The organism is Dethiosulfatarculus sandiegensis (assembly GCF_000931935.2).
Lineage (GTDB): Bacteria > Desulfobacterota > Desulfarculia > Desulfarculales > Desulfarculaceae > Dethiosulfatarculus > Dethiosulfatarculus sandiegensis.
The window spans coordinates 63,490-84,362 of sequence record NZ_AZAC01000067.1 but is presented as its reverse complement, the minus strand read 5'-3'; the positions used below and the strand labels follow the sequence as shown (position 1 = coordinate 84,362).

15 protein-coding genes are annotated in these 20,873 nt (G+C 45.6%); 12 read left to right on the top strand and 3 right to left on the bottom strand.

Features of this window, described 5'->3' with window-relative positions:
- Positions 1-15: 15 nt before the first annotated feature.
- On the bottom strand, positions 16-1,548 hold the full coding sequence (locus tag X474_RS23060) for a hypothetical protein (RefSeq protein ID WP_044352329.1): 1,533 nt from the start codon (positions 1,546-1,548) through the stop codon (positions 16-18).
- A 19-nt stretch (positions 1,549-1,567) separates the two neighbouring features.
- Positions 1,568-2,707: a response regulator gene (locus tag X474_RS23055; RefSeq protein WP_231688372.1), complete on the bottom strand. Its 1,140-nt coding sequence runs from the start codon at positions 2,705-2,707 to the stop codon at positions 1,568-1,570.
- Positions 2,708-3,228: 521 nt separating this feature from the next.
- Between X474_RS23055 and X474_RS26630 the strand changes: the two genes are divergently transcribed.
- From X474_RS26630 to X474_RS22995, 12 genes are all read left to right on the top strand, one after another.
- Positions 3,229-4,185: a GAF domain-containing protein gene (locus X474_RS26630; RefSeq protein WP_197282239.1), complete on the top strand. Its 957-nt coding sequence runs from the start codon at positions 3,229-3,231 to the stop codon at positions 4,183-4,185.
- A gap of 55 nt (positions 4,186-4,240) precedes the next feature.
- Positions 4,241-5,026 carry an STAS domain-containing protein gene (locus X474_RS26370; RefSeq protein WP_156360903.1) on the top strand — a complete coding sequence of 262 codons (786 nt, stop codon included), beginning with the start codon at positions 4,241-4,243 and terminating at the stop codon, positions 5,024-5,026.
- Between the two features lie 15 nt (positions 5,027-5,041).
- The gene (locus X474_RS23040) at positions 5,042-5,395 is read left to right on the top strand and encodes an STAS domain-containing protein (protein WP_044352326.1); all 354 of its coding nucleotides are present in this window, start codon (positions 5,042-5,044) and stop codon (positions 5,393-5,395) included.
- Positions 5,396-5,412: 17 nt separating this feature from the next.
- Positions 5,413-5,823, top strand: a complete 411-nt coding sequence (locus tag X474_RS23035; protein WP_044352325.1) for an ATP-binding protein — start codon at positions 5,413-5,415, stop codon at positions 5,821-5,823.
- The gene (locus tag X474_RS23030) at positions 5,811-6,854 is read left to right on the top strand and encodes an ATP-binding SpoIIE family protein phosphatase (protein ID WP_156360902.1); all 1,044 of its coding nucleotides are present in this window, start codon (positions 5,811-5,813) and stop codon (positions 6,852-6,854) included. The genes X474_RS23035 and X474_RS23030 overlap by 13 nt, the downstream gene beginning before the upstream one ends.
- The gene (locus X474_RS23025) at positions 6,851-9,106 is read left to right on the top strand and encodes a sensor histidine kinase (protein WP_052515550.1); all 2,256 of its coding nucleotides are present in this window, start codon (positions 6,851-6,853) and stop codon (positions 9,104-9,106) included. Before X474_RS23030 ends, X474_RS23025 begins: the two co-directional genes overlap by 4 nt.
- The gene (locus X474_RS23020; RefSeq protein ID WP_052515549.1) at positions 9,099-11,483 is read left to right on the top strand and encodes a PAS domain S-box protein; all 2,385 of its coding nucleotides are present in this window, start codon (positions 9,099-9,101) and stop codon (positions 11,481-11,483) included. Before X474_RS23025 ends, X474_RS23020 begins: the two co-directional genes overlap by 8 nt.
- Positions 11,484-11,556: 73 nt before the next feature.
- Positions 11,557-12,549 (top strand): HD domain-containing phosphohydrolase, encoded by a 993-nt coding sequence (locus tag X474_RS23015; RefSeq protein WP_044352323.1) that lies wholly within the window; start codon positions 11,557-11,559, stop codon positions 12,547-12,549.
- An 87-nt stretch (positions 12,550-12,636) separates the two neighbouring features.
- Positions 12,637-15,036, top strand: a complete 2,400-nt coding sequence (locus tag X474_RS23010) for a PAS domain S-box protein (protein WP_052515548.1) — start codon at positions 12,637-12,639, stop codon at positions 15,034-15,036.
- Positions 15,037-15,066: 30 nt separating this feature from the next.
- A complete protein-coding gene (locus tag X474_RS23005; protein ID WP_044352322.1) occupies positions 15,067-16,245 on the top strand; it encodes a hybrid sensor histidine kinase/response regulator in 1,179 nt (392 codons plus the stop codon).
- Positions 16,246-16,587: 342 nt separating this feature from the next.
- Positions 16,588-17,364 (top strand): alpha/beta hydrolase family protein, encoded by a 777-nt coding sequence (locus X474_RS23000; RefSeq protein WP_156360901.1) that lies wholly within the window; start codon positions 16,588-16,590, stop codon positions 17,362-17,364.
- A 237-nt stretch (positions 17,365-17,601) separates the two neighbouring features.
- Positions 17,602-18,444 (top strand): amidohydrolase family protein, encoded by an 843-nt coding sequence (locus tag X474_RS22995; protein ID WP_082464592.1) that lies wholly within the window; start codon positions 17,602-17,604, stop codon positions 18,442-18,444.
- 327 nt (positions 18,445-18,771) lie between these two features.
- Here the strand turns inward: X474_RS22995 and X474_RS22990 are convergent, their stop codons facing one another.
- Positions 18,772-20,274, bottom strand: coding sequence for a serine hydrolase domain-containing protein (locus tag X474_RS22990; protein WP_052515546.1), 1,503 nt, complete (start codon positions 20,272-20,274; stop codon positions 18,772-18,774).
- Positions 20,275-20,873: the final 599 nt, after the last annotated feature.

Below are 20,873 nucleotides of genomic sequence, written 5' to 3'. Positions count from 1 at the left end.
CTTTCCCGGCCGCCATCAGTTACGAACGCCAAACTGAGTAAACAAGGTATCATATTCGTGTACAAGCTCCTGATACCTGTTTAGGATTTTGGTGTATTTCCTGTTTAAATTATCGTACTGATTTTTATAGGCCGAACTTTTTTGTTTTTCAGATGCCAATTCTCTTTTCAGCTCAAAATATTCTTTTTCGTTTTTTTCAAAAAAACGTAGACTATTTTCATAATCACTCATTTTTGACTTAAATTTGTTATACATGGCCATGGTATCTTGATTCTCGCGTAATAACTGACTATTCTTATTTATTAGTTTGTCGTTTTCAGATTTTAATGCAGAAATTTCATTTTCTTGATTTGAAATATTACGTTTAAATTCTAATAATAACTTTAAAGGCTTAACCCCTCCAACTTCATCATCTACAACCGAATCGACCACACTTTTACTAGCCTCTATCAAATTAACCAGCTGTTCATTTTCCTTCTCCAACTTATGAAACAAAGAATCCTTGAAATCCATGCTTTCTGGATCCCTTAATTGGTCTAATACGGATTGGCGATAATCCACCAACTTATTAAGTTCACCAATTTCGGAAAGCCGAACCTCCATCTCATCCATATCACTATCAAATGATTTTCCGTTTTGAAAGACAAAGTTTTTCGCTTCATCAGCTTCAAAATAACGATCATAAAGTTTGGAATTATTTTTCAATTTCTCGATCAAATTATCACTATCTTCGTAAGCACCTTCATTATCTTTGTAAATATCATAAACCTCTTTTTGCTTAGATTTTAGCTGTCCTTTAATTCTAAAATTTTCATCCAACAGTTGTTTATTTATTTCCAATATCCTTTGTTGATCAGGCTCTTCTTGGACTAAATTATGTAAAATAACTTCAAGACCAGCCAGTTTAGCTTGCAAACTTATTATTTCACTTTTAAACTCTTCATTCTCTTTTTTATATTTTTTCATTACAGCAATTTGCTCAGCAAACTTTTCATTGACATTAGTCAAGTAATCTATTGTACGTTCTTTTTCCGCTAAGGCCTTTTTATACTCTTCCACTCTTTTTTCTTCTGTAGCCCCGGAAGAAAGATTTTTTGGTTTTGCCAATATTTTCAAATATTTATTATACAATATTTCTATATGAGCCACAGTCTTTTCATCAAGAAAACCACTTTCCCTTAATTTCAACACTTGCGGCAAAATATTATGGAGAGCATATTCAGCATAATCCTGTTCACTTTTGATATCATTAATTCTCCTAGAATCATTTTCATTAAATTTTATCGCATTTCTCAAAAAGGCTATACGATCCACCAAAATCGTCCGGCCAGCCCTTATTTTTTCTTCAATTTGAGATCCAACCACCTGATCGTCAAAATCTTTGTTTGTATCTATTTTTCTCAAATCTCTTATTTTATTTTCCGATCTATTGAAGGACATTGGCTTGGCATCTGCTTTATTTGTTTTTGGCTTTTTTCTTGAGTTCTTTGGCTGCGGCCTTCTCTCGGCACGAAAAAACTTTGCGACTATATTTTTTAAAAAAGGCATCATCACCTCTTTGGTTTATTTATTTGCCAAATGGAAGTAAAACGGTTATCGGTTGTTCTACTCCAATAGATTTATCTAGCATAATCAAGTATTCTTTCAGATTTAAAGTTAGTTCCTGACCCTTATATAATAGTTTTTTACGAGGTTTTTTCAAATAAACATCTTCTGCTAATATACTGTTAACCGGAATTTCGCGAAGAGCCAGACTCGAAATTTCATATTGAAATTCTCCTTGCGAGACCTCAAACAGAGCATTCACCAAATCGGAATCAAAATTTGATTTGGATTTTATTAAATCAAGCGAATCTTTTTCGGAAATTCCGCAACTTTTGGCATATAAATAAAGCCTTACCAAATGCAATATCTGGTCAATTCTATCCTTAACAGAAAAATCTAACTCTAAAATTGAGTTAACAGACTTCCCCAAGAAAGCATTCTGTTTTGCGACCAGTTCAGCCACAGGTTCCAACCGTGGAATATGTTTTATCATTTTGGCAGCAGCAACAGGATAATTATCAAGAACCATCTTCTCCTCTAAAGTAATTTCATCACCTTGATTTAACTTATTCATCAAAACGTCAGGAACAGTTAAAAGTCCAACATTTACTAATAAGGCAGAGGTAGTCAAAATCCATTTTTTAGGTAAAAATAATTTCCCTGAAAGTTCATTAGCCAGGCTGGCTGTCCTGGTGGCTCGGCTGAAAGACTTTGGCTTTACTGTTGAAAGTATTTCAACTAGAAGTTTAACAGCTCCATTTACAGTATTTTCCAGCAACTCCCTCTCAGAAATGATAATTTTATGTAATTTTATCCCATCATCCAAGGCTTTATTCATTAATTCCTTGGGGCAGGGCTTAGTCAGCAGTCTAAAAATATTCGATTCATTAACCGCCTTTATAGCAGTATCTAAATCAGCAAATCCCGTCAGTAATATTCTTATACAATCCGGATAATCTTTTTTGACCTGAGACAGAAAGTTCAAGCCGTTCATCTCTGGCATTTTATAATCAGATACTACTACCGCAAACGGGCCTTCCTGTGCCATCTTTTTCAGGGCCTCTTTGCCATTAACCGCAACCGAAACATCCAATTTCTTCCTGAATATACGGGCAAATGAATCTAGCACTTTTTCATTATCGTCTACGAAAAGTATTTTCACTCTATTCAAAACTTTATCTCCCAGCCTTTTCCTCTGGCAACCACATTAAAATCCAAAACATTTCTTCACTCTATCTATTTCCCACATCAAAACACTTTGCGTTGTTTAAAGGAAAAGCCCGGCACTCAACACAAGACGAGCTAAAATGGCGCATAATAACAGTAAAGCTATAAATTCCAATAAAACAATCTAAACCAACACAAAAGGAAGCCTAATCTACGTCCAATCTATATGGTTTCATTTTTGTTTTCACATTTCAACTATGAAATACAAGGCATCAGCAGCATTATTTTTGAATTCTTCACCAAGTATTCTTTTATATTTTATTTGACCTAATCCCTTATTTAGGTGTCATAATTACGTTATATCCAACTCAACCTGATTAGCGCTATTCTCTAGTACGACTCAAAAGGAAAAACCTGATCCTCATATCTGTGATTATTTCTGTTTAAGTTCCGAACATTCAACTTCTCGCCATGACTTTATCAATTCGCCTACCCAAAGATTCCAGGGAGAAAGCTATGTCTATATATTCTTCTCAAACAATGCCAGGCGACAAAACTGGACTTAGCGTCCTGGAGGCCGTCAATCATATCCTTTCCGAACGTTTAACCTGTGAGACAGAAGAGGACCTGGGAAAAGTCTGTTTGGACGCAGCTGAAAAAATCACTCAAAGTAAATTCGGATTTATCGGTGAAATAAACGTTCTGGGTAAATTCGACACCCTCGCCCTAAGCAACCCCGGATGGCTTGAGTGCGCCATGCACGATCCAGATATCCCTCTTTTAATTAACGATATGACGATCAGGGGCCTATGGGGAAAGGTTATTGCAGAACAAGCATCATTCTTTACGAATGATCCTATGAATCACCCCGAGGCTCATGGGCTTCCCAAAGGACACCCTCCCCTCACTTCTTTTCTGGGGGTTCCCTTATTCAGAGAAGAAAAAATAATCGGCATGATTGCCCTTGCAAATAAGTCAAATGGTTATGTAGAAGATGACTTAAATGCGGTAAGCACTCTTTCCCTCGCCATGGTGGAAGCCCTTTACAGCAAAAGGGCTGAAGATGCCTTTAAGCGCCAATCCCAGGAAATCATGGAACTCTCCACTCCGGTAATCCGGGTTTGGCAGGGAGTGGTGGCAGCACCTTTGATCGGTGTGCTGGATAGTGAGCGCACCAGAAATTTCATGGAACGTTTTCTAGACGAAATCGTCAATGCTCACGCCGAATACGCGCTCATAGACATTACCGGGGTCCCTTCCGTTGACACCCTCACAGCCCAAAATCTTCTGGAAGCCACAACAGCGGCCCGTCTTTTGGGAACCAAAGTCGTATTAACCGGTGTCAGGCCCGCAATTGCTCAAACCATGGTGCATCTGGGAGTGAACCTGGAAGAAATTGAGACTAAAGCCAGTTTTTTCGAGGGTTTTAAGCTCTGTCTCGGCAAATTGAATTTTGAGGTTGTCGAGCACTGAATTTCACCGGCGATCACCCCCAAAACAAGCCTTTAATTCTGGAAAGGATCGTCAAATGAGTGAAGAGCAACTGGAACTTAACAAGCTTAAAACAATTGTCGATTCTATGGAAGAAGTCGTTTATGTCCAGGACCCTGATACTTACGAGCTGCTTTTTCTGAATAAGGTGGGCTTGGAGATCTGGGGGGACATCATAGGGCAGAAATGCTATGAGGGTCTCCAAGGCCTTCAAAGCCCCTGCCCCTTTTGCACCAACGAACAGATTTTTGGCGAATACCTTGGCCAATCCTATGTCTGGGAATTCCAAAATGAAATCGATAAAAGATGGTACAGGTGTATTGACCGGGCCATTGATTGGCCCGATGGGCGCAAGGTCCGTTACGAGATGGCGGTCGACATAACCAGACAAAAAAAAGCCGAAGAGGCCTTGAGGCGAAAATCTAAAGAGATACTCACCCTTTCAACTCCGGTTATGCAGGTGTGGCAGGGTGTGGTGGTGGCTCCGCTTATAGGCACCCTTGACCAGGAGCGCACTCAATATTTCATGGAGACCTTTTTACAAGCCATCACAGACACCCAGTCTCCTGTTGCCCTGATGGATATCACAGGCGTTCCCACTGTAGACACCCAGACAGCCCAGCATCTGATCGAGGCCATTACAGCAGCCCGGCTTCTGGGAACCCAGGTAATTCTCACCGGCGTCAGTCCGGCCATTGCCCAAACCCTGGTTCACCTGGGTATCGACCTTGCGGATTTTGAGACCAAATCCTCTTTGGCCGCCGGTCTCCGTTTGGCTCTGAACATGGTCGATCTGGAGGTCAAGCCCCGCACTAACCCCTAAACAGGAGACATCTCCATGTCGATTGAAAGCATTTCGGTTCAGAAAATTCGAGATATCCTGACAGTCACTGTCCCGCCTGAGCCAGACGATGAAACAATCAACACCCTGCAAACCAGGGTGCTGGATGTAATGGAAAACAATACGGTGAAAGGGCTCATTCTGGACATATCAACTGTTGAGACTTTGGATTCATTTTTTGCCCGCACAATAGTTGAAACAGGTCAAATGGTGGACCTTATGGGAGGCCGCACCATTATTTGCGGTATGCGCCCCAGCGTAGCCATAACCGCCACCCAATTGGGGGTCACCCTGGGAAAACTGGAGACTTCACTTAACATGGATAGGGCCTTTGCCCTTTTTGCCTACTAATTCCAGGAGGCTTGACCGTGAACCAATCCTTTCATCAAAAACAAGTCAACCTGGAATGTGAAGGGGATATTGTGGAAGTGCGCAAAGCCGTGCGCATAGCAGCTCAGGAAATTGGATTTGGAGTAACGGACACTACCAGGATTGTAACCGCCGCATCAGAGCTGGCTCGGAATGTCCATCGGTTTGCGGGTACAGGATTAATGACCCTGGAATCCACCAGAAATACGGAACATAAAGGCATCACATTGATTTTTACCGACAACGGGCCGGGAATAGCAGATGTTGATCAAGCTATGGAATTGGGATTCACCACCGGCGGCGGTCTGGGACTGGGGCTACCGGGGGCCAAACGCCTGATGGATGAAATGAAATTGGAGAGCAAACCCGGCCAAGGCACCAGGATTTGTATAAGCAAGTGGCTGAGCTAAGAGAAAAACCAAGGATTCTAAGATTCCAAAAGATCAGAATCACCCGCCAGGGAGGCAAAATGGCGGCCAGGGCCCTGGTGCGAGCCATGGCGAAACAGGTTGGGTTCACAGCCAAGGCAAGGGAGGAATTGGTGCTGGTCACCAGCGAGCTGGCGGAAAACCTTGCGGTCCATGCTCAAGAAGGTGAAATTGTTTTCAAACGAATCGAGCAGGGGGCCATTCAGGGAATCCAAATTGAGTCGCGTGATCAAGGGCCGGGAATCAAAGACATAGAGCTTGCCATGTCGGACGGTTTTTCTTCCAAAAATCAGCTTGGATATGGACTGGGAACCGTTAACCGCCTTATGGATGAAGTTAAAATCAACTCCACCTCAAAACAGCCCTCCCAAACCCTTTTGATAGCCCGAAAGTTCACCAGGCCAATTGAGCAGGCGGCAAAAGACGCTTTAAGCACATTTGGCGTGGCCACAAAGGCCTTAAACGGCTCGAAATTTAATGGTGACGGTTTTTTCATAAAAAAATGGCCAAACGGCGCCCTGGCAGCGGTGATCGATGGACTGGGTCATGGCCAGTATGCTCACCGGGCCACACAAAAGGCCCTGAATTACCTGGAGAATCATTACGACAATAACATTTCGCAAATTTTTATGGGAGTAAACCGCCAGTGTTTGGCAACCAGGGGGGTGGTAATGGCGCTGGCCCGCTTTTCCTGGAATCCGGGGTCGGTAATCCTGGCGTCCATTGGCAACATATCAATAAAAGCCTACGGCGCTGAAGAAAAAATGGAAATCCCTGTTTTAAGGGGAGTTTTGGGGCGACGAGCCCCTAATCCATCGGTTGTCAAACACCCATGGAGCGCCAAGCATGGAATTGTCATGCATTCAGACGGCCTCAGCAGTCATTGGAATTGGCGCGATTATCCAGGGTTGTGGGAGCAAAGCGCTCCCAACATGGCCAAACAACTTCTCGACTCACTGGCCAAGGAACACGACGACGCCACGGTGCTGGTGGTGAGAGGCAAATCCCTATGATTGGTTTCTTTAAGAAAAATGAATCCCACTTTCGCGCCAAGAATCTTAGGGAAGAATTGAATCTGGCCAGGGAAACCATAGCAGACCTGCGGGCTGAGCTGGAGGAGACCAGCCGTGGATTACTGGCTCTGAGCATGGAGCTGGAAGACCGAGTAGCCCAGCGAACCAGTGATCTTGAGCAAACCAACCTGCAATTGAAAAGCGCCCTTAAGGAGCGGAAACAGGCCGAAGAAACCATTCGCGCCCTGGCCAGGTTTCCCGCCCAAAATCCACATCCCGTTCTAAGGATAAGCAAAGGAGGCAAACTGCTCTATGCAAATAACGCATCACAGCCAGTGCTTGAAACCTGGGGAGTAGAAGTGGACGAGGAGGTCCCTTCAGAGTGGAAAGATTTTACCGCTTCTGTTTACGAGTCGGGGCTTAGAAACAACCTGGAACTCCAATGCGGGCTACGTACCTATATAACCACCTTCTCTCCGGTTAAAGACGCAGATCATATTAACATCTATGCCCACGAAATCACAGACAGAAAAAAGGCCGAAGAAGCCCTTAAACGAGAGTTGCAGGTTAATACGGATCTGGCGTTTCTTTCCAGGGAAATCATAAACCTGGCAGAAAACCTCTCACCGGTGACCGAAAAGGTTTTGCAATATGCCTTGACCCTTACAGGCAGTTCAAGCGGCCTGATCGTAGCGCTCAACGAGTTGACACATCAGACTTCTTTTCACACCAAGAATCACCCCATTCCAAACGACTCGCCAAATAGCCAGCAAGAAAAGAGCATCTGTTTCTCTGCCCAAGAGCCAATAAAAGGCAATGAAAAGTCCCTCAATTACCTTAGCTCTGCCAAATCCTGTTTTAAAAACCAGGCGCCGGAGGCCGGAGAGCTGGCTTCCCTGCCCATTAGGCACGAAAAGATCGGAAAATACCTGCAGGTTCCGGTTCGAAGTACAGACAAGATAATAGGCCAGATAATCCTGGCCAACGCAAAAAGGGATTATGAACTAAGAGACTTGAATGCCATAGAGCAATTAGCCTCGCTTTACGCCCTGGCCATAGACAGACACAAGGCAACTCAAGAAAAGAGCCTGTTGGAGAAAAACCTGCGTCAGGCCCAAAAAATGGAGGCCGCCGGTTCTCTGGCCGGAGGAATTGCCCATGATTTCAACAATATTCTGGCCGCCATGATCGGCTACGTAAACTTGGCCATGCATCAGTTGGAAGATCAAGGCATGGCTCGGCGTAATCTGGATATGGTGGTAAAGGCCAGCCTCAGGGCAAGGAATCTGATCAAACAAATTCTGGCCTTCAGCCGTCACTCGGAAAAAGAGCCCAAACCGCTTAACATTTCGCCTGTTGTCAAGGAAGCCGTCAAACTGGTGAGGGCTTCCATGCCCAGCAGCATAGAAATCAGGCAGGACATCATCTCCGATCCGGGAAATGTCCTTGGAGACCCCGGCCAGATCCACCAGATCGTAATGAACCTCTGCACCAACGCGGGCCATGCCATGGGTGAAAACGCCGGCGTACTCACTATTGAAGTGGGATTAAGGTCTCTGAATGCAGCCGAGGCAAACCTGAAACCGGACCTGAGGCCCGGAAACTATGTCTATATCATCATAAGCGACACAGGCCATGGGATTGAAGAGAAGTTAAAGGAACGCATCTTCGAGCCCTATTTCACCACCAAGGAAAGCCACGAAGGAACCGGACTGGGTCTGGCTGTGGTGCACGGCATTGTCAAGGGAATGGGAGGAGATATAAGCGTCTCATCGGAAAGCGGAAAAGGCACAAGCTTTACCATATTGATTCCCAGCATAAGTCAGGAGGCGGCCAAGGTTCCCACAAAAGAAAAAATTTCTTTGGGGCAAGGGGAAAGAATTCTCTTTGTGGATGATGAAGAACTTCTGGTTGATGTCGCCACCCAGATGCTGCCCCGGCTGGGATACCGGGTCACCGGCTTTACCAGCAGCCGGGAGGCGCTTAAGTCATTTCAGGAAAATCCAAATGGATTCGATTTGGTCATTACCGATTACACCATGCCCAAAATGATTGGAACCCAATTGGCCCGGGAGATAAGCAAACTCCGGCCGGAAATACCCATATTGCTTTGTACGGGTTTTAATAAAGATGATGAAGCGGAAAAATACAAAGAATTCGGGGTGCGGGCGATTTTATTAAAACCGCTTTATGAACATGAATTGGCCGAGGTAGTGCGCCAAATGCTCGATAAGGGAAACAATAATGGGTGAGTCGGTCCTTAAAACCTTGGTGGTGGAAGACGATTATCAGTTCAAAGAACTGATTACGGACATCTTAAAGCAGACGGGGAAGCTAAATTATCAAATCCAACACGCAACCACCCTTAAAGAAGCCTTTGAACTGCTTGATAACAACGAGGCGTTTGACCTGGCCATATTGGATCTTCATTTACCGGACAGTTCCGGCCTTGAGACCGTTCAACGGCTTCGCGCTTATAACAAGGAATTGCCCATACTGGTTTTGACCGGACAGAGGGAGGAGAGGTTTGCCCAGCGGGCCCTGGAGGCGGGGGCTCAGGAATTTTTACTTAAAGAAGAGGTTCTTCCAGGTCTACTACTCCGAAGTATGCGCTACGCGGTGGAGCGTAAACATACCGAAGAAAGGCTTAAGGAAAGTGAACAAAGACAAAAGGCCATCCTTGATTCCGTGCAGGTCGGCATATTTGTAATTGATCCCGAGGGACATACCATTGTGGAGACCAATCCCGCGGCCTTGGCCATGATAGGCAAAACCCGCGAAGAGGTTATAGGCAGGATTTGTCATGAATTTGTCTGCCCCATTTTAGAGGGGAAATGCCCTCTTGATAAAACCTCAAAAACAGTGGACCGGTCGGAAAGGGAACTTATCTGCTCTGACGGTTCACTCCTGCCAATTCTTAAAACTGTTGCCACTATTAATCTAAACGGTAAAAAACATTTTCTGGAAAGTTTTCTGGATATAACCCAAATAAAAGAGGCTCAGGTCTTTTTGGAAAAATCCAGGCAAAAGCTGGAACAGGAAGTGGGCAAGCGTACAAAAGAGCTGGAAAAAGCCAAAAACCAATGGGAAAGCACCTTTGATGCGGTGCCCGACCTGATTATGATCGTGGATCAAAACTTCAACATCATCCGGGCCAACCAGGCAGTGGCTGCCCATCTGAAAACCACTCCCAGACTTTTAGTTGGGCAAAAATGCTTTCAACTGCTTCACGAATCAAAATCTATCCCGGAAAACTGCCCTCACCTGCAAATGCTGAAAGACGGCGCCCACCATATGGCGGAAATGACGGAAAAAAGCCTGAACTCAGACCTTTTGCTTACCGCCTCACCACTTAAGGATTCAGATGGCAAAGTATATGCCAGTGTGCATGTGGCTCGGGATATTTCAGCCTTGAAAAAGGCTCAGCGCCGCTTAAGCGAACAGGTTGATTTTATGCGCGCCCTGGTGGAGGCCATACCTTATCCGGTCTATTTAAAAAACACCCAAGGAAAATTCACAGACTGCAACCGCGCCTTTGCCCAAATGTATGGAAAAGAAAAATCAGAAATTCTGGGGCTCAACAGCTTTGACCTGGCTCCACAGGAATTGGCCGATAAACACTATCAAACAGATCAGGCGCTTTGGAAAAACCGGAAATCACAAATTTATGAGGCTAAAATAATCTCCGGTAAAAATAAACAACTCGATGTAATAATTAATAAGGCCGTTTTCCATGACAGTGACAACAATCCTCTGGGCATCGTTGGTGTAGTTGTAGATATAACCGAGCGCAAACGTATGGCGGCTCAATTAATCAAGGCCCAACGCCTGGACGCCATCGGCCAACTGGCGGCCGGTATTGCCCATGAAATAAACACCCCCACACAATACATCCATAATAATATAGAATTTTTAGGAGAGGCCTTTGAAAACGTTTTCGGCACGGCCGTTTCTTCACCTGAATCCAATGACGACAAGCCTCATGAAAACTCCACAGCCTCATCCAAAAACGGCAACCCCGTATTGTGTGCCAAAGAAGACTTCCAAGGTCTCTCCATTGATATAAAGGATGCCCTGGATGGTTGTTTGGAAGGAATTGAGCGAATCTCGGCGATTGTAAGCTCCATGCGTTACTTCTCACACCCGGGTACGGACCATAAAGCTCCTATTGACGTTAACAACGCCCTGGAGCATGCCATTACCGTTTCCAGAAATGAATGGAAATATTACGCAGATGTAAAGACTCAACTGGATCAGGACCTGCCCTATCTGGAAGGCTATGCAGCCCCTCTGAACCAAGCCATTTTAAACCTCATAGTCAATGCGGCCCAGGCAATTTCCCAAGTGCTGGGTGAAAATCCCAAAGAGAAAGGGTTAATTCACATCAAAACCCAACGGCTTGGTCAAACTATCGAAATAAAGATAACCGATAACGGCCCCGGTATTCCCGAAGAGATTCTCCCCAGAATTTTCGATCCTTTCTTCACGACCAAAGAAGTGGGCAAGGGAACAGGTCAGGGTCTGGCCCTGGTGAATGCCATTGTGGTGGAGAAACACGGGGGGAACATAGAAGTGGAAACCGAAATCGGCAAGGGAACCAGTTTTATAATCCAACTTCCGGTGGAGTAATAAATCCGTTTACCGACCGGCTGGCGGCCCTCAAAAAAGCCTGCCTGGCTTGCAGCTAAAGAAGGGGGCAGAAATGGCCAATAATAAAGTCCTTTTGGTTGACGATGAAGAACAGATTCTTCTTTCTTTCCAGAGAAGGCTGAAAAAACAGTTCAACCTGGATATCGCCACCAGCGGCAAACAGGGCTTGGAAAAACTGGACAGTGAAGGTCCTTATGCGGTTGTGGTATCTGATTATCGCATGCCCGAAATGGATGGGGTTCATTTTTTAAAAACCGTAAAACAAAATCACCCTGATGTGGTGCGGATTATGCTCACAGGTTTTGCAGACATTCACACTGCCACCAAGGCTGTAAATCAAGGACAGGTTTTTCGTTTTTTAACCAAGCCATGCCCGCCTCGAGACATGGCCGAGGCTCTGGAACAGTCAATCAGATATCACAATTTCATTATAAGTGAGCGTGAGGTAATAGATCTTAAACGCTGGCGTAAAAGCCTGGAGCAGATGGTGGCTGCCTTGGCCAGGCTGGTGGAATCCCGCGATGCTTACACAGCAGGCCATCAGCAACGGGTGGCCCTTTTGTCAGTGGCTATAGGCCGGGCCATGGGGCTGGAGGAGCAGACCATAGATACAGTGCGTTTGGCCGCAACCATTCACGACATCGGCAAGGTGTATGTACCGCTTGAATTTCTTACCAAACCGGGTTCCTTAAGCCCCCTTGAGTTGGATGTAATACACACTCACCCCCAGGTGGGTTATGAGATCCTGAAACCAATCGAATTTGAAAGCCCCATCAGTCGAATAGTGCTTGAACACCATGAAAGGCTGGACGGGTCAGGTTATCCCCAGGGTTTGATCGGATCAGAGATTTTGGTGGAATCCAAAATAATTACAGTGGCCGATGTGGTGGAGGCGATGTGTTCTCACCGCCCCTACAGGCCCAGCAGGGGGGTAAACAAGGCCCTGGGAGAGATAGAGCAAAAAAAAGGCGTGTGCTATGACCCGGAAATAGTAGATATATGTTTGGAATTATTCAGAAAAAATAATTTTAACTTTCAAATTTAACTCGGTTTCCATCTGTTTTCTTATTCAGGGTCAGCTGATACGCTTGGCAGGCTGTTTACGGGCAGGCATATAAGGGGGTGTTCTTCCATGCAGAAAAACCAGGCCCGGAAAATTTTGTTAGTAGAAGATGAAAGCCAATATGCTCTCTTGGTTGAGGAAATGATATCTCCGGCCAATGAGGAAGAGTACGCAGTCTCCTGGGCAGACACCCTGGCCGAGGGCAAACAGGCCCTGGCCGGTGACAATTTTGATCTGGTTCTGCTGGATCTTTCTCTGCCCGACAGTCAAGGTTTGGAAACCTTAAATGAAGTTCTGAAAAAGTGTGGGGACACACCTGTAGTAGTGCTAACCGGGGTGGAGGATGACTCTTTTGGGAAAACGGCTATACGTCAAGGGGCAACTGACTATCTCTTTAAATCAGAGATAAGCAAAAGGCTGCTTATCAGGTCTATTGAATACGCAATTCAAAGGGGGAAGATCACTATTGAGCTGAAAAAGTACCAAACCCGCCTGGAAGAACTGGTTGACCAGAGAACCGTAAAACTGGAACAGGAGATCTACGAGAAAAAACAGGCCGAAAAAAATCTTCGACTTGCCCTGGCTGAAACTCAGAAAAGAGAACAGGAGATCACAGCGCTTTTGAGCGGCGCCCAAGCGGTCTTAAGGTATCGCCATTTCCCCGAAGCGGCCAGAAAAGTATTTAACATATGTAAAGAATTAACTAATGCCACAGCCGGATACGTTGCCCTTTTATCTGAAGACGGAAAGGAAAATGAAGTTCTGTTTTTGGAAGCCGGAAACCGCAAATGCTCTGTTGACCCGGAACTGCCCATGCCTATCAGAGGTCTGCGGGCCGTAGCCTATGAAAAAGGTGAAGTTGTTTATGATAATAATTTCATGCAGAGCAAATGGATGGATTTCATGCCGTCCGGCCATGTTGATCTGGACAATGTTCTGTTTGCACCGCTTAAGGTGAACAACCAAACAGTCGGCGTAATGGGCTTGGCCAACAAACCTGGAGGATTCTCAAAAAACGACCTGCGTCTTGCCACAGCTTTTGGGAAAATAGTCTCTGTTTCTCTGATGAACAGCCGCAATCTGGATTCACTGGCTGAGAGTCGGAAAAGATTTAACGAACTGTTCCACCTCATGAATGATGGGGTGATGATGCTGGAAAAAATTATTGATAAGGATGACTTTGAAATCAAATTCATAAACAAGGCCGCTTTGCAAATGTTCAACCTGGAGCCGGGCCATGCCGGAGGAGAACCGGTTTCCCAAACAGTCTCAGCTCTGAATCTGGATAGATTTCTCAGTGTTTTGCGGAAAGTCTATTTAGAGAACCAACCTCTTTTCCCTCCACCTGTTATGAAAAGCCTGAATGACAAAAGCCAATGGATTGCCTACTATGTTTACAGCTTACCTACCAAAGAAATCGTTGCCGTATTCAGGGATATCACCCAACAAAGAAACTCCCGGGAAGAGCTGAGACAAAGTGAAGAGCGCTACAGGGAATTGATTAAATCCTCACCCGACCCCATTGCCATCTATGGGCAGTCCGGTTTGGCAATAGATCTAAATCCGGCCTTTGAGCATCTTTTTGGCTGGAAATTGGCAGAAGTGAAAGGTCAAAAAATCAATTTCGTGCCCAAGGATCAACAAAATGCCACTGCCGCGGTTTTAAAAACAATAAATCAGGGAGGGGCGGTCAAGAACTTCATCACCAAACGTTATACCAGACAAGGTGATCTTCTTGAGGTGGAGATCAGCGCCACTGCCTTTAAAAACACCCAGGGCAACATCTTGGGTATTGTGGTTTTTTTCAGGGATATAACCGAGCAAAGGAACCTGGAAAGAAAAATCAGGCAAAACGAGAGGAACCTGCGCAAGATCCTGGATGAACTTAACACCGGCATAATTATGGTAGATTACCATTCACATATTATTAAATACGCAAATCCCCTTGCCCTTAAAATGATAGGCCTTCCCATTCAGGAAGTAACGGGAAAAGTATGCCATCATTTCATTTGCAAAAAGAAAAAAGACAGCTGTCCGATAACAGACCATGGCGAAAAAATCCGTATGGAAGAAACATCATTGTTAACGAAAGAGGGCATAGAAATACCGGTTTTAAAAAGCGCGGTTTTGATGGAAATGGAAGGCAAAAAAACAATATTGAGCAGCTTCCAAGACATAACCAACATCAAGCAGGCGCATGCAGAAATTGTAGCCAAAGGCAAACTGGAGGCGGCAATGGAGACAGCCGCTGTCACCTGTCATCAGCTTAACCAACCGCTACAGGCCATTATTAATCTGGGCGAAGCCGCCTTGGAAGATATTGAGCCTGATCACCAGGTCAAAAAGGACTTGGAAAACATACTAGCAAACACCCGAAAAATGGCGGAAGTAACGGCCAAACTTAGCAATATAACTGAATATAAAACCAGAAAATACTCTGATCAGGTGGAGATGCTTGACGTCAGTTAAGTATTTTTAAGTCACTTAGAAGTGAAATAAATGGAAAAGTACAAACCAAACGACAAGTTTAATAATTTTTCCATTTCCGCGGAAACCACCCAGGCGGTTTGCTATCTGGCCAGGGGCATTGCCCATGACCTTAACAACCTGTTGGCCGCAGTAGCCGGTTATTGCGAACTGGCGATTGAAGAGGCCGAAGAAGGTAGGCCTCCCAAGAGAAGGCTCGGCCTGGCCCTGGAAGCAGCCAATAGAGCCAAGGAAAAGGTGCGACAGCTGCAGACCTTTGGCAGACAAGAGAAAACGGAAGCTAAACCTTTTGACTTAAACCGTACGATTCTACAGGCTGTTCCGAACTTCAAACGCAACCTGCCGCGGGAATTTGAGTTAAATACAGAGCTGGATCCAAAAATCGAAGCCCTGCTTGGTGATCAAGCCCAGATCCGACTCTTGCTGGTCAAACTCGCGGCCCACGCCGGCAAGACCCTGGGGCATCCGGGAAAAGTAACATTTTCAAGCAGAGTCCTTGTGGACAACGACTTTCCGTCTTTGCCTTTTGCCACACGCCAATCAGAAAAATACGTCTTGATCAGCCTCAACTATCCAGGCATTGAATTAAGCTCCCAATCCAGGCAACATATTTTCGAGCCCTATCATCCTCTAAAGGAAACGGGCGGCAATACAGGGCTTAATCTTGCCCTGGCCTGGGGCATTACAAAGGCGCATGGTGGGGAAATTTTCTTTTCCTGCTCCAAAGAGGGGGAATCTCTTTTCTCCATCTATTTGCCCGGCATTCAGCTAAAAGATCTCGCCGCAAACGAAGCCGACCCAAACCATGCGCCTGCCGGGCAAAAAGGCAGACAAATCCTTTGGGTTGACACAAATACCAAAACCAAAAATCTGGCGGAGCAGTTACTTTCAAGCGAGGAATATCAATTTGTTGGTCACGCCAGTATAGACCGGGCTCTTGCCGTTCACGAAAAATCCTGGCGGAATATCGGGTTATTGGTGTTGGATTTTAACCAGCTGGAGGAAGAAGGATTCAGGGCCATTGAAAATATACTAAAAACAAATTCCCGAGCTAAAATAATGCTCACCTGCCCGTACGCAGCCTTGGACCGGGCAAAACCCCTTTTGAATAAAGGCGTCTCCGAGGTGCTGAAAAGGCCGTTTCTCAAGGCAGATCTCTTGACAAAAATCAGAACACTCATGGATGGTTAAACCGACAAGCTGCGTTCCAACTTGCCGCCCCTTAGTAAATAGCGATCTACCAGACAGAGCTCCTAAATTGCTTCCGGAAAACCGGCGAAGAGGCTTCTGGCATTTATTCCGGAAAAGGTGTGAAACAAACCAGCCCCAAACGCATAATCGAACAAGCTAATTTCATTGGGAGCAACAATGGGAACATTGTATCCAAATAATAGAACCAGGATAATAAAGGCTTTTCCCCGGCCTACCACCCATTTTCTAGTGGGGATATTCATTCTGGTGTGTATGGTTGCCTGCGGAACTCCGAGCGAGGCTCAAAGCCGACGGCTGGAGCCAGGCTCCGGCGTTTTTGAAATGAGCGATCAAAGAAAAGAGGCCGCCCGGATAAATATTTTTTATCATTTGCCTCAGAACTTCGGGCCTGAATCCAAGGTCGTAATTGTCTTGCATGGGGTGAAAAGAAATGCGGACCGCTACCGCGACAATTGGGTGAACCATTCGGAAAAATACGGCTTTCTGATTGTTGCACCGGAATTCTCCATGGCCGATTACCCCGGAGCTGACCAATACAATCTGGGCAACATGTTCAATACCGAGGGAAAGCCCAATCCCAGGGCCTGTTGGTCTTATCCCGTGATCGAAAGGGTGTTCCAGAAAGTCGTCAAGCTGACCGGTTCCGCCCAGAAACGATTTTATGTATTCGGCCATTCAGCCGGAGCTCAGTTTGTGCACAGAATGGTCCTTTTCGCCCCTCCCCGCAGTATGGCCGGAGCTATAGCAGCCAATGCGGGGTGGTACACCATGCCCGATTTTTCAGAGGAATTCCCTTATGGCCTCAAGGGTGCTCCCCTAAATAAGGAAGGGCTTAAAAACGCCTTCATCTGCCCTCTGGTGATCATGGCTGGAGATAAGGACACAGACCCCCATCACAAGTATCTTCGCCGCACTCCCGAGGCCATGAGCCAGGGTGAACACAGGCTGGCCCGCTCCCGGACATTTTTTAAGGCAGCTCAAAAAGAAGCCCGGGCCCTGGGCACGGAGTTTAACTGGCAATATGTACTGGTTCCGGGTGTGGGTCACAGCAACCGCAAGATGTCTTTGTTTGCGGCTGAATATATAGCAGCCCAATAAAAAGATAAGAAGCATTAACTTGGGGCCTGACAAAGCCCGAGGATTCGGATAATCAGATATTTAAACTCATTAGGGGCGGAGAGGTCTTTGCCCCGGAAAAACTTGGCCAGATCGATATCCTGACCGCAGCAGGCAAAATAGTAGCCATGGGGCCTGAACTCATCTCTCCGGCAGGTTGCCGGGTGGAAGAGATATCGGCGCAAAATGCCTATGTAACCCCCTGCCTGCTGGACATACATGTCCATATCATTGGTGGCGGCGGAGGGGGGGCCCGACTCCAGAGCTCCGAAAATAAGCGCGGTAAAAATATTCAAGGCGGGAGTGGGGACTGTGTTGGGCATGCTCGGCACGGACGATGTAACCCGCCACCCGGAATCCCTTTTGGCCAAGGCCCAGGGCCTGGAAAAACAAGGGGTCACGGCTTTCATCCTGGACGGGTCCTATAAATTTTCCCAGGTCCATACCTTTACAGGCGACCTGCGCAAGGACATAACCCTTATACCACCCATCATTGGGGTGGGAGAGATCGCCCTGGCCGACCACCGCGGCCCCCAGGCGGGTTTCAGGGATCTGGCCAAACTGGCCGCCGAAGCCAGAGTGGGTGGACTTTTGGGCGACAAACCCGGCTTGGTGGTGGTGCATATGGGCGGAGGCAAAGAAGGCATGGACCAGTTGTTCCGCCTGATTGAAGAGACAGAAATACCGCAGGCCAATATCCTGCCCACCCATATAACCCGCACCCAATCTCTTTTGGAACAAGGAGCCCGTTGGGGCAGACTGGGGGGCAGCCTGGACATAACCGCTCACGCCACGGAAAGCAAAGGGAAAATCACACTGGGCGAGGCCCTTGATTTCCTCAGACAAAAAGGAGTGGACCCGACCCGGATTTCGCTAAGTTCAGATTCCAACGGCAGCATACCGCGTTTTGATGAAGAAAAAAATTTCATCGGCTGGTCTGTGGGGGATATTTCTGATCTGCGCACCGAATTTCTGCGCCTGGTCGGCAAAGAAAAAATGTCCCCTGAAAAGGCCTTAATCTTCTTTACCCAAAATCCTGCCAAACGTATTGGCCTATCTTAAAAAAAAGGAAGCTTGACCTCTGGCATGGATGCTGATTTGGTCATTTGGGGTAAAAACTGGCAGGTCCAAACTCTTTTGACAGGTGGGAAAACTCGGCTGATTAACGGAAAACCAGTCGTTTAAAAATACCCATTTATTTGTAAGCAGCTTGGCAACAGTGATAGGCAACAGGCCGGTTCCTTTAGGGTTTAAAAAACGTCCTCCAATGCGTGAGCTCCTGGCCCCTGAGACCGGGAGCTTACAACTATTCGGTAAAAATGCGGATAAAAAAATCAATAAAATAAGTATGGCGGTTATTTCAAAACAAAAAAGTTTTACAATTAATCATCAATGAGCCTGATTTCCATGCCATTTCCAATGCCCGTTTTCCTTAATCACTTTAATTCCAATCATGAATGGAGTTTCATAATACTTATCCTTGAGCCAAACATCCATTGTTGCTTCACTACCTTCCGGCTCAAATTTAGTGATGATAACTTTGGCATTGGACATATAGGGCATATTTCTTGACAAAAACTCAACAGCCATTTTCTTATTGACGCCGCTATAAAGGAATTTATCCGAAATAAATTCAGACATTTTCAATATATCTTTATTAGATCTGGCTTGATCAAAACCAGCTATAAATGCCTTTAGATCACTGGGCAGGGGCACAGCCTTTAACGGTCTTTTTGGCGGCCTATTTCTTCGAACAGAGGCTGCAACCAAATCAAACAAAGGATTATAGTGAATGGATGTCGGAGGATGAGGCAAGGCCGGGTTGGAGGTTACGACAATAACCAAGTCAAGCTCGGGAACAACCACTATATATTGCCCCCGCCGTCCCCAGGCCCTGAAACTACGGCAGCCGTCTACTTTTTTCACCCACCATTGATAACCATATCCAAAAGCGCCGTACAAGGGATGGCTGACTGCTTGTATTTGTTGTTTGGTGGATTGTTGCACCCACTTTTCCGGGACAATGGATTTCCCGTCCCAATACCCATTGTTCAAATAAAGAAAACCGAATCTCGCCAAATCCCGGGCAGTAAAGTTTAACCCAAAACCGCCGATATGGTATCCCTTTGGGTCTTGATGCCGCCAAAGCGCCGATTGTATGCCCAAAGGATTGAAAAGGTTTTCTTTGGCAAAATCCAGGGTGCTGGTCTTGGTTGACTTGGTCAGTATGATGGACAAAAGGTGGGATATTGATGAGTTATATTTAAATTTATCCCCCGGATTAGTAACAAGAGGCAGGTGAATGGTAAATTTGGCCCAATCTTCGGAAGTATACCAAGCCCGCATTACCGGTCCACGGTCATTCCAACTAAAGCCTGCACTCATCGTTAAAATATGTTTAAGGCTGATCTCCTTTATTCTTGGGTCAAGGTCGTCTGTGAGATATTCAGGGAAAAAACCCATTACCTTTTGATCCACACTGTCTAGATATCCTTTTTCCAGTGCGATTCCGATCAAGGCAGAAGTAACACTTTTAGTAATTGAATAAACGGGAGCTATTTTGGAAGGATCTCCCCAGGAGTAGTATTTCTCGAAAACCAAGTAGCCGTTTTTAACGATCAGTAAACTAAAAACATCGCCAAGTCTCTCTTGGATAAATTCATCCGCCATCAAGAGCTTGGCGGAATCCATACCTTGCTGTTCCGGGCTGGATGTCTTCCAGGCCTTGCCGGGCCAGTATTCCCGTTTCTTTATTTGTTCAGAAGCTGCATTTTCAGTGAATAATGCAAAAATAAAGAAAACAAGAATGCAGAATACTTTTTTATTAAGACTTAAATCAAATATTTTAATCATTTTATCTCTAATGAAAACATGCACCTCAAAACCTTTCATTTTTTCTTAAGCATCTTGTGATACATGGAGATCATCACCAGTATATCAAAATTTCAGGATGGATATCTCCCGGAATTATAAGCACCAGGGAAAGGCTGAAATAAAGAGAATAAAGGTCTTCGATAAGAGGGAAAGTTGGTTCATTTATAACTGAAACTCAAGCTAGAGACGGCCTCACTGCTAACTGAGGAAGGATTTTACAGATCCCAGGCAGCCGAGTATCTTGGAGTCAGCCAAGACCGGTATTTTCGAATATATAAAGGCCACCTACAACTACGGCCGTAAAAATTCTTCTCCGGGTTTCATGCCCCCTGAGCGAGCCACCAACCTGACTTCCTGGCTGTGTGTTAACAAAAAACGGAGTAAAACCACACTGCACCGACAAGACGAATCATGGGCGCAGCGGATGGCAGTTCATCGAAACAAAGGTCTACAAATTTTCTTTTCACGAATCATATAGTTATGATACATTCTATACAACCCACCGCATTAAGTCTCTATCAGATTTATCAATGCCCTGGCTCTATTTAATTAGGTATTCTCCCCAATCTTAATGCCGGTTTTTTTGAAATGCTCCCAACCAAAAATGGAGGTTGCCC

Excerpts from the sequence above, each read along its gene's own strand:
- X474_RS23060 (WP_044352329.1), bottom strand. The coding sequence starts at position 1,548 with ATGCCTTTTTTAAAAAATATAGTCGCAAAGTTTTTTCGTGCCGAGAGA.
- X474_RS26630 (WP_197282239.1), top strand. The coding sequence starts at position 3,229 with ATGTCTATATATTCTTCTCAAACAATGCCAGGCGACAAAACTGGACTT.
- X474_RS26370 (WP_156360903.1), top strand. The coding sequence starts at position 4,241 with ATGAGTGAAGAGCAACTGGAACTTAACAAGCTTAAAACAATTGTCGAT.
- X474_RS23040 (WP_044352326.1), top strand. The coding sequence starts at position 5,042 with ATGTCGATTGAAAGCATTTCGGTTCAGAAAATTCGAGATATCCTGACA.
- X474_RS23025 (WP_052515550.1), top strand. The coding sequence starts at position 6,851 with ATGATTGGTTTCTTTAAGAAAAATGAATCCCACTTTCGCGCCAAGAAT.
- X474_RS23020 (WP_052515549.1), top strand. The coding sequence starts at position 9,099 with ATGGGTGAGTCGGTCCTTAAAACCTTGGTGGTGGAAGACGATTATCAG.
- X474_RS23015 (WP_044352323.1), top strand. The coding sequence starts at position 11,557 with ATGGCCAATAATAAAGTCCTTTTGGTTGACGATGAAGAACAGATTCTT.
- X474_RS23010 (WP_052515548.1), top strand. The coding sequence starts at position 12,637 with ATGCAGAAAAACCAGGCCCGGAAAATTTTGTTAGTAGAAGATGAAAGC.
- X474_RS23005 (WP_044352322.1), top strand. The coding sequence starts at position 15,067 with ATGGAAAAGTACAAACCAAACGACAAGTTTAATAATTTTTCCATTTCC.
- X474_RS23000 (WP_156360901.1), top strand. The coding sequence starts at position 16,588 with ATGAGCGATCAAAGAAAAGAGGCCGCCCGGATAAATATTTTTTATCAT.
- X474_RS22995 (WP_082464592.1), top strand. The coding sequence starts at position 17,602 with ATGTCCATATCATTGGTGGCGGCGGAGGGGGGGCCCGACTCCAGAGCT.
- X474_RS22990 (WP_052515546.1), bottom strand. The coding sequence starts at position 20,274 with ATGAAAGGTTTTGAGGTGCATGTTTTCATTAGAGATAAAATGATTAAA.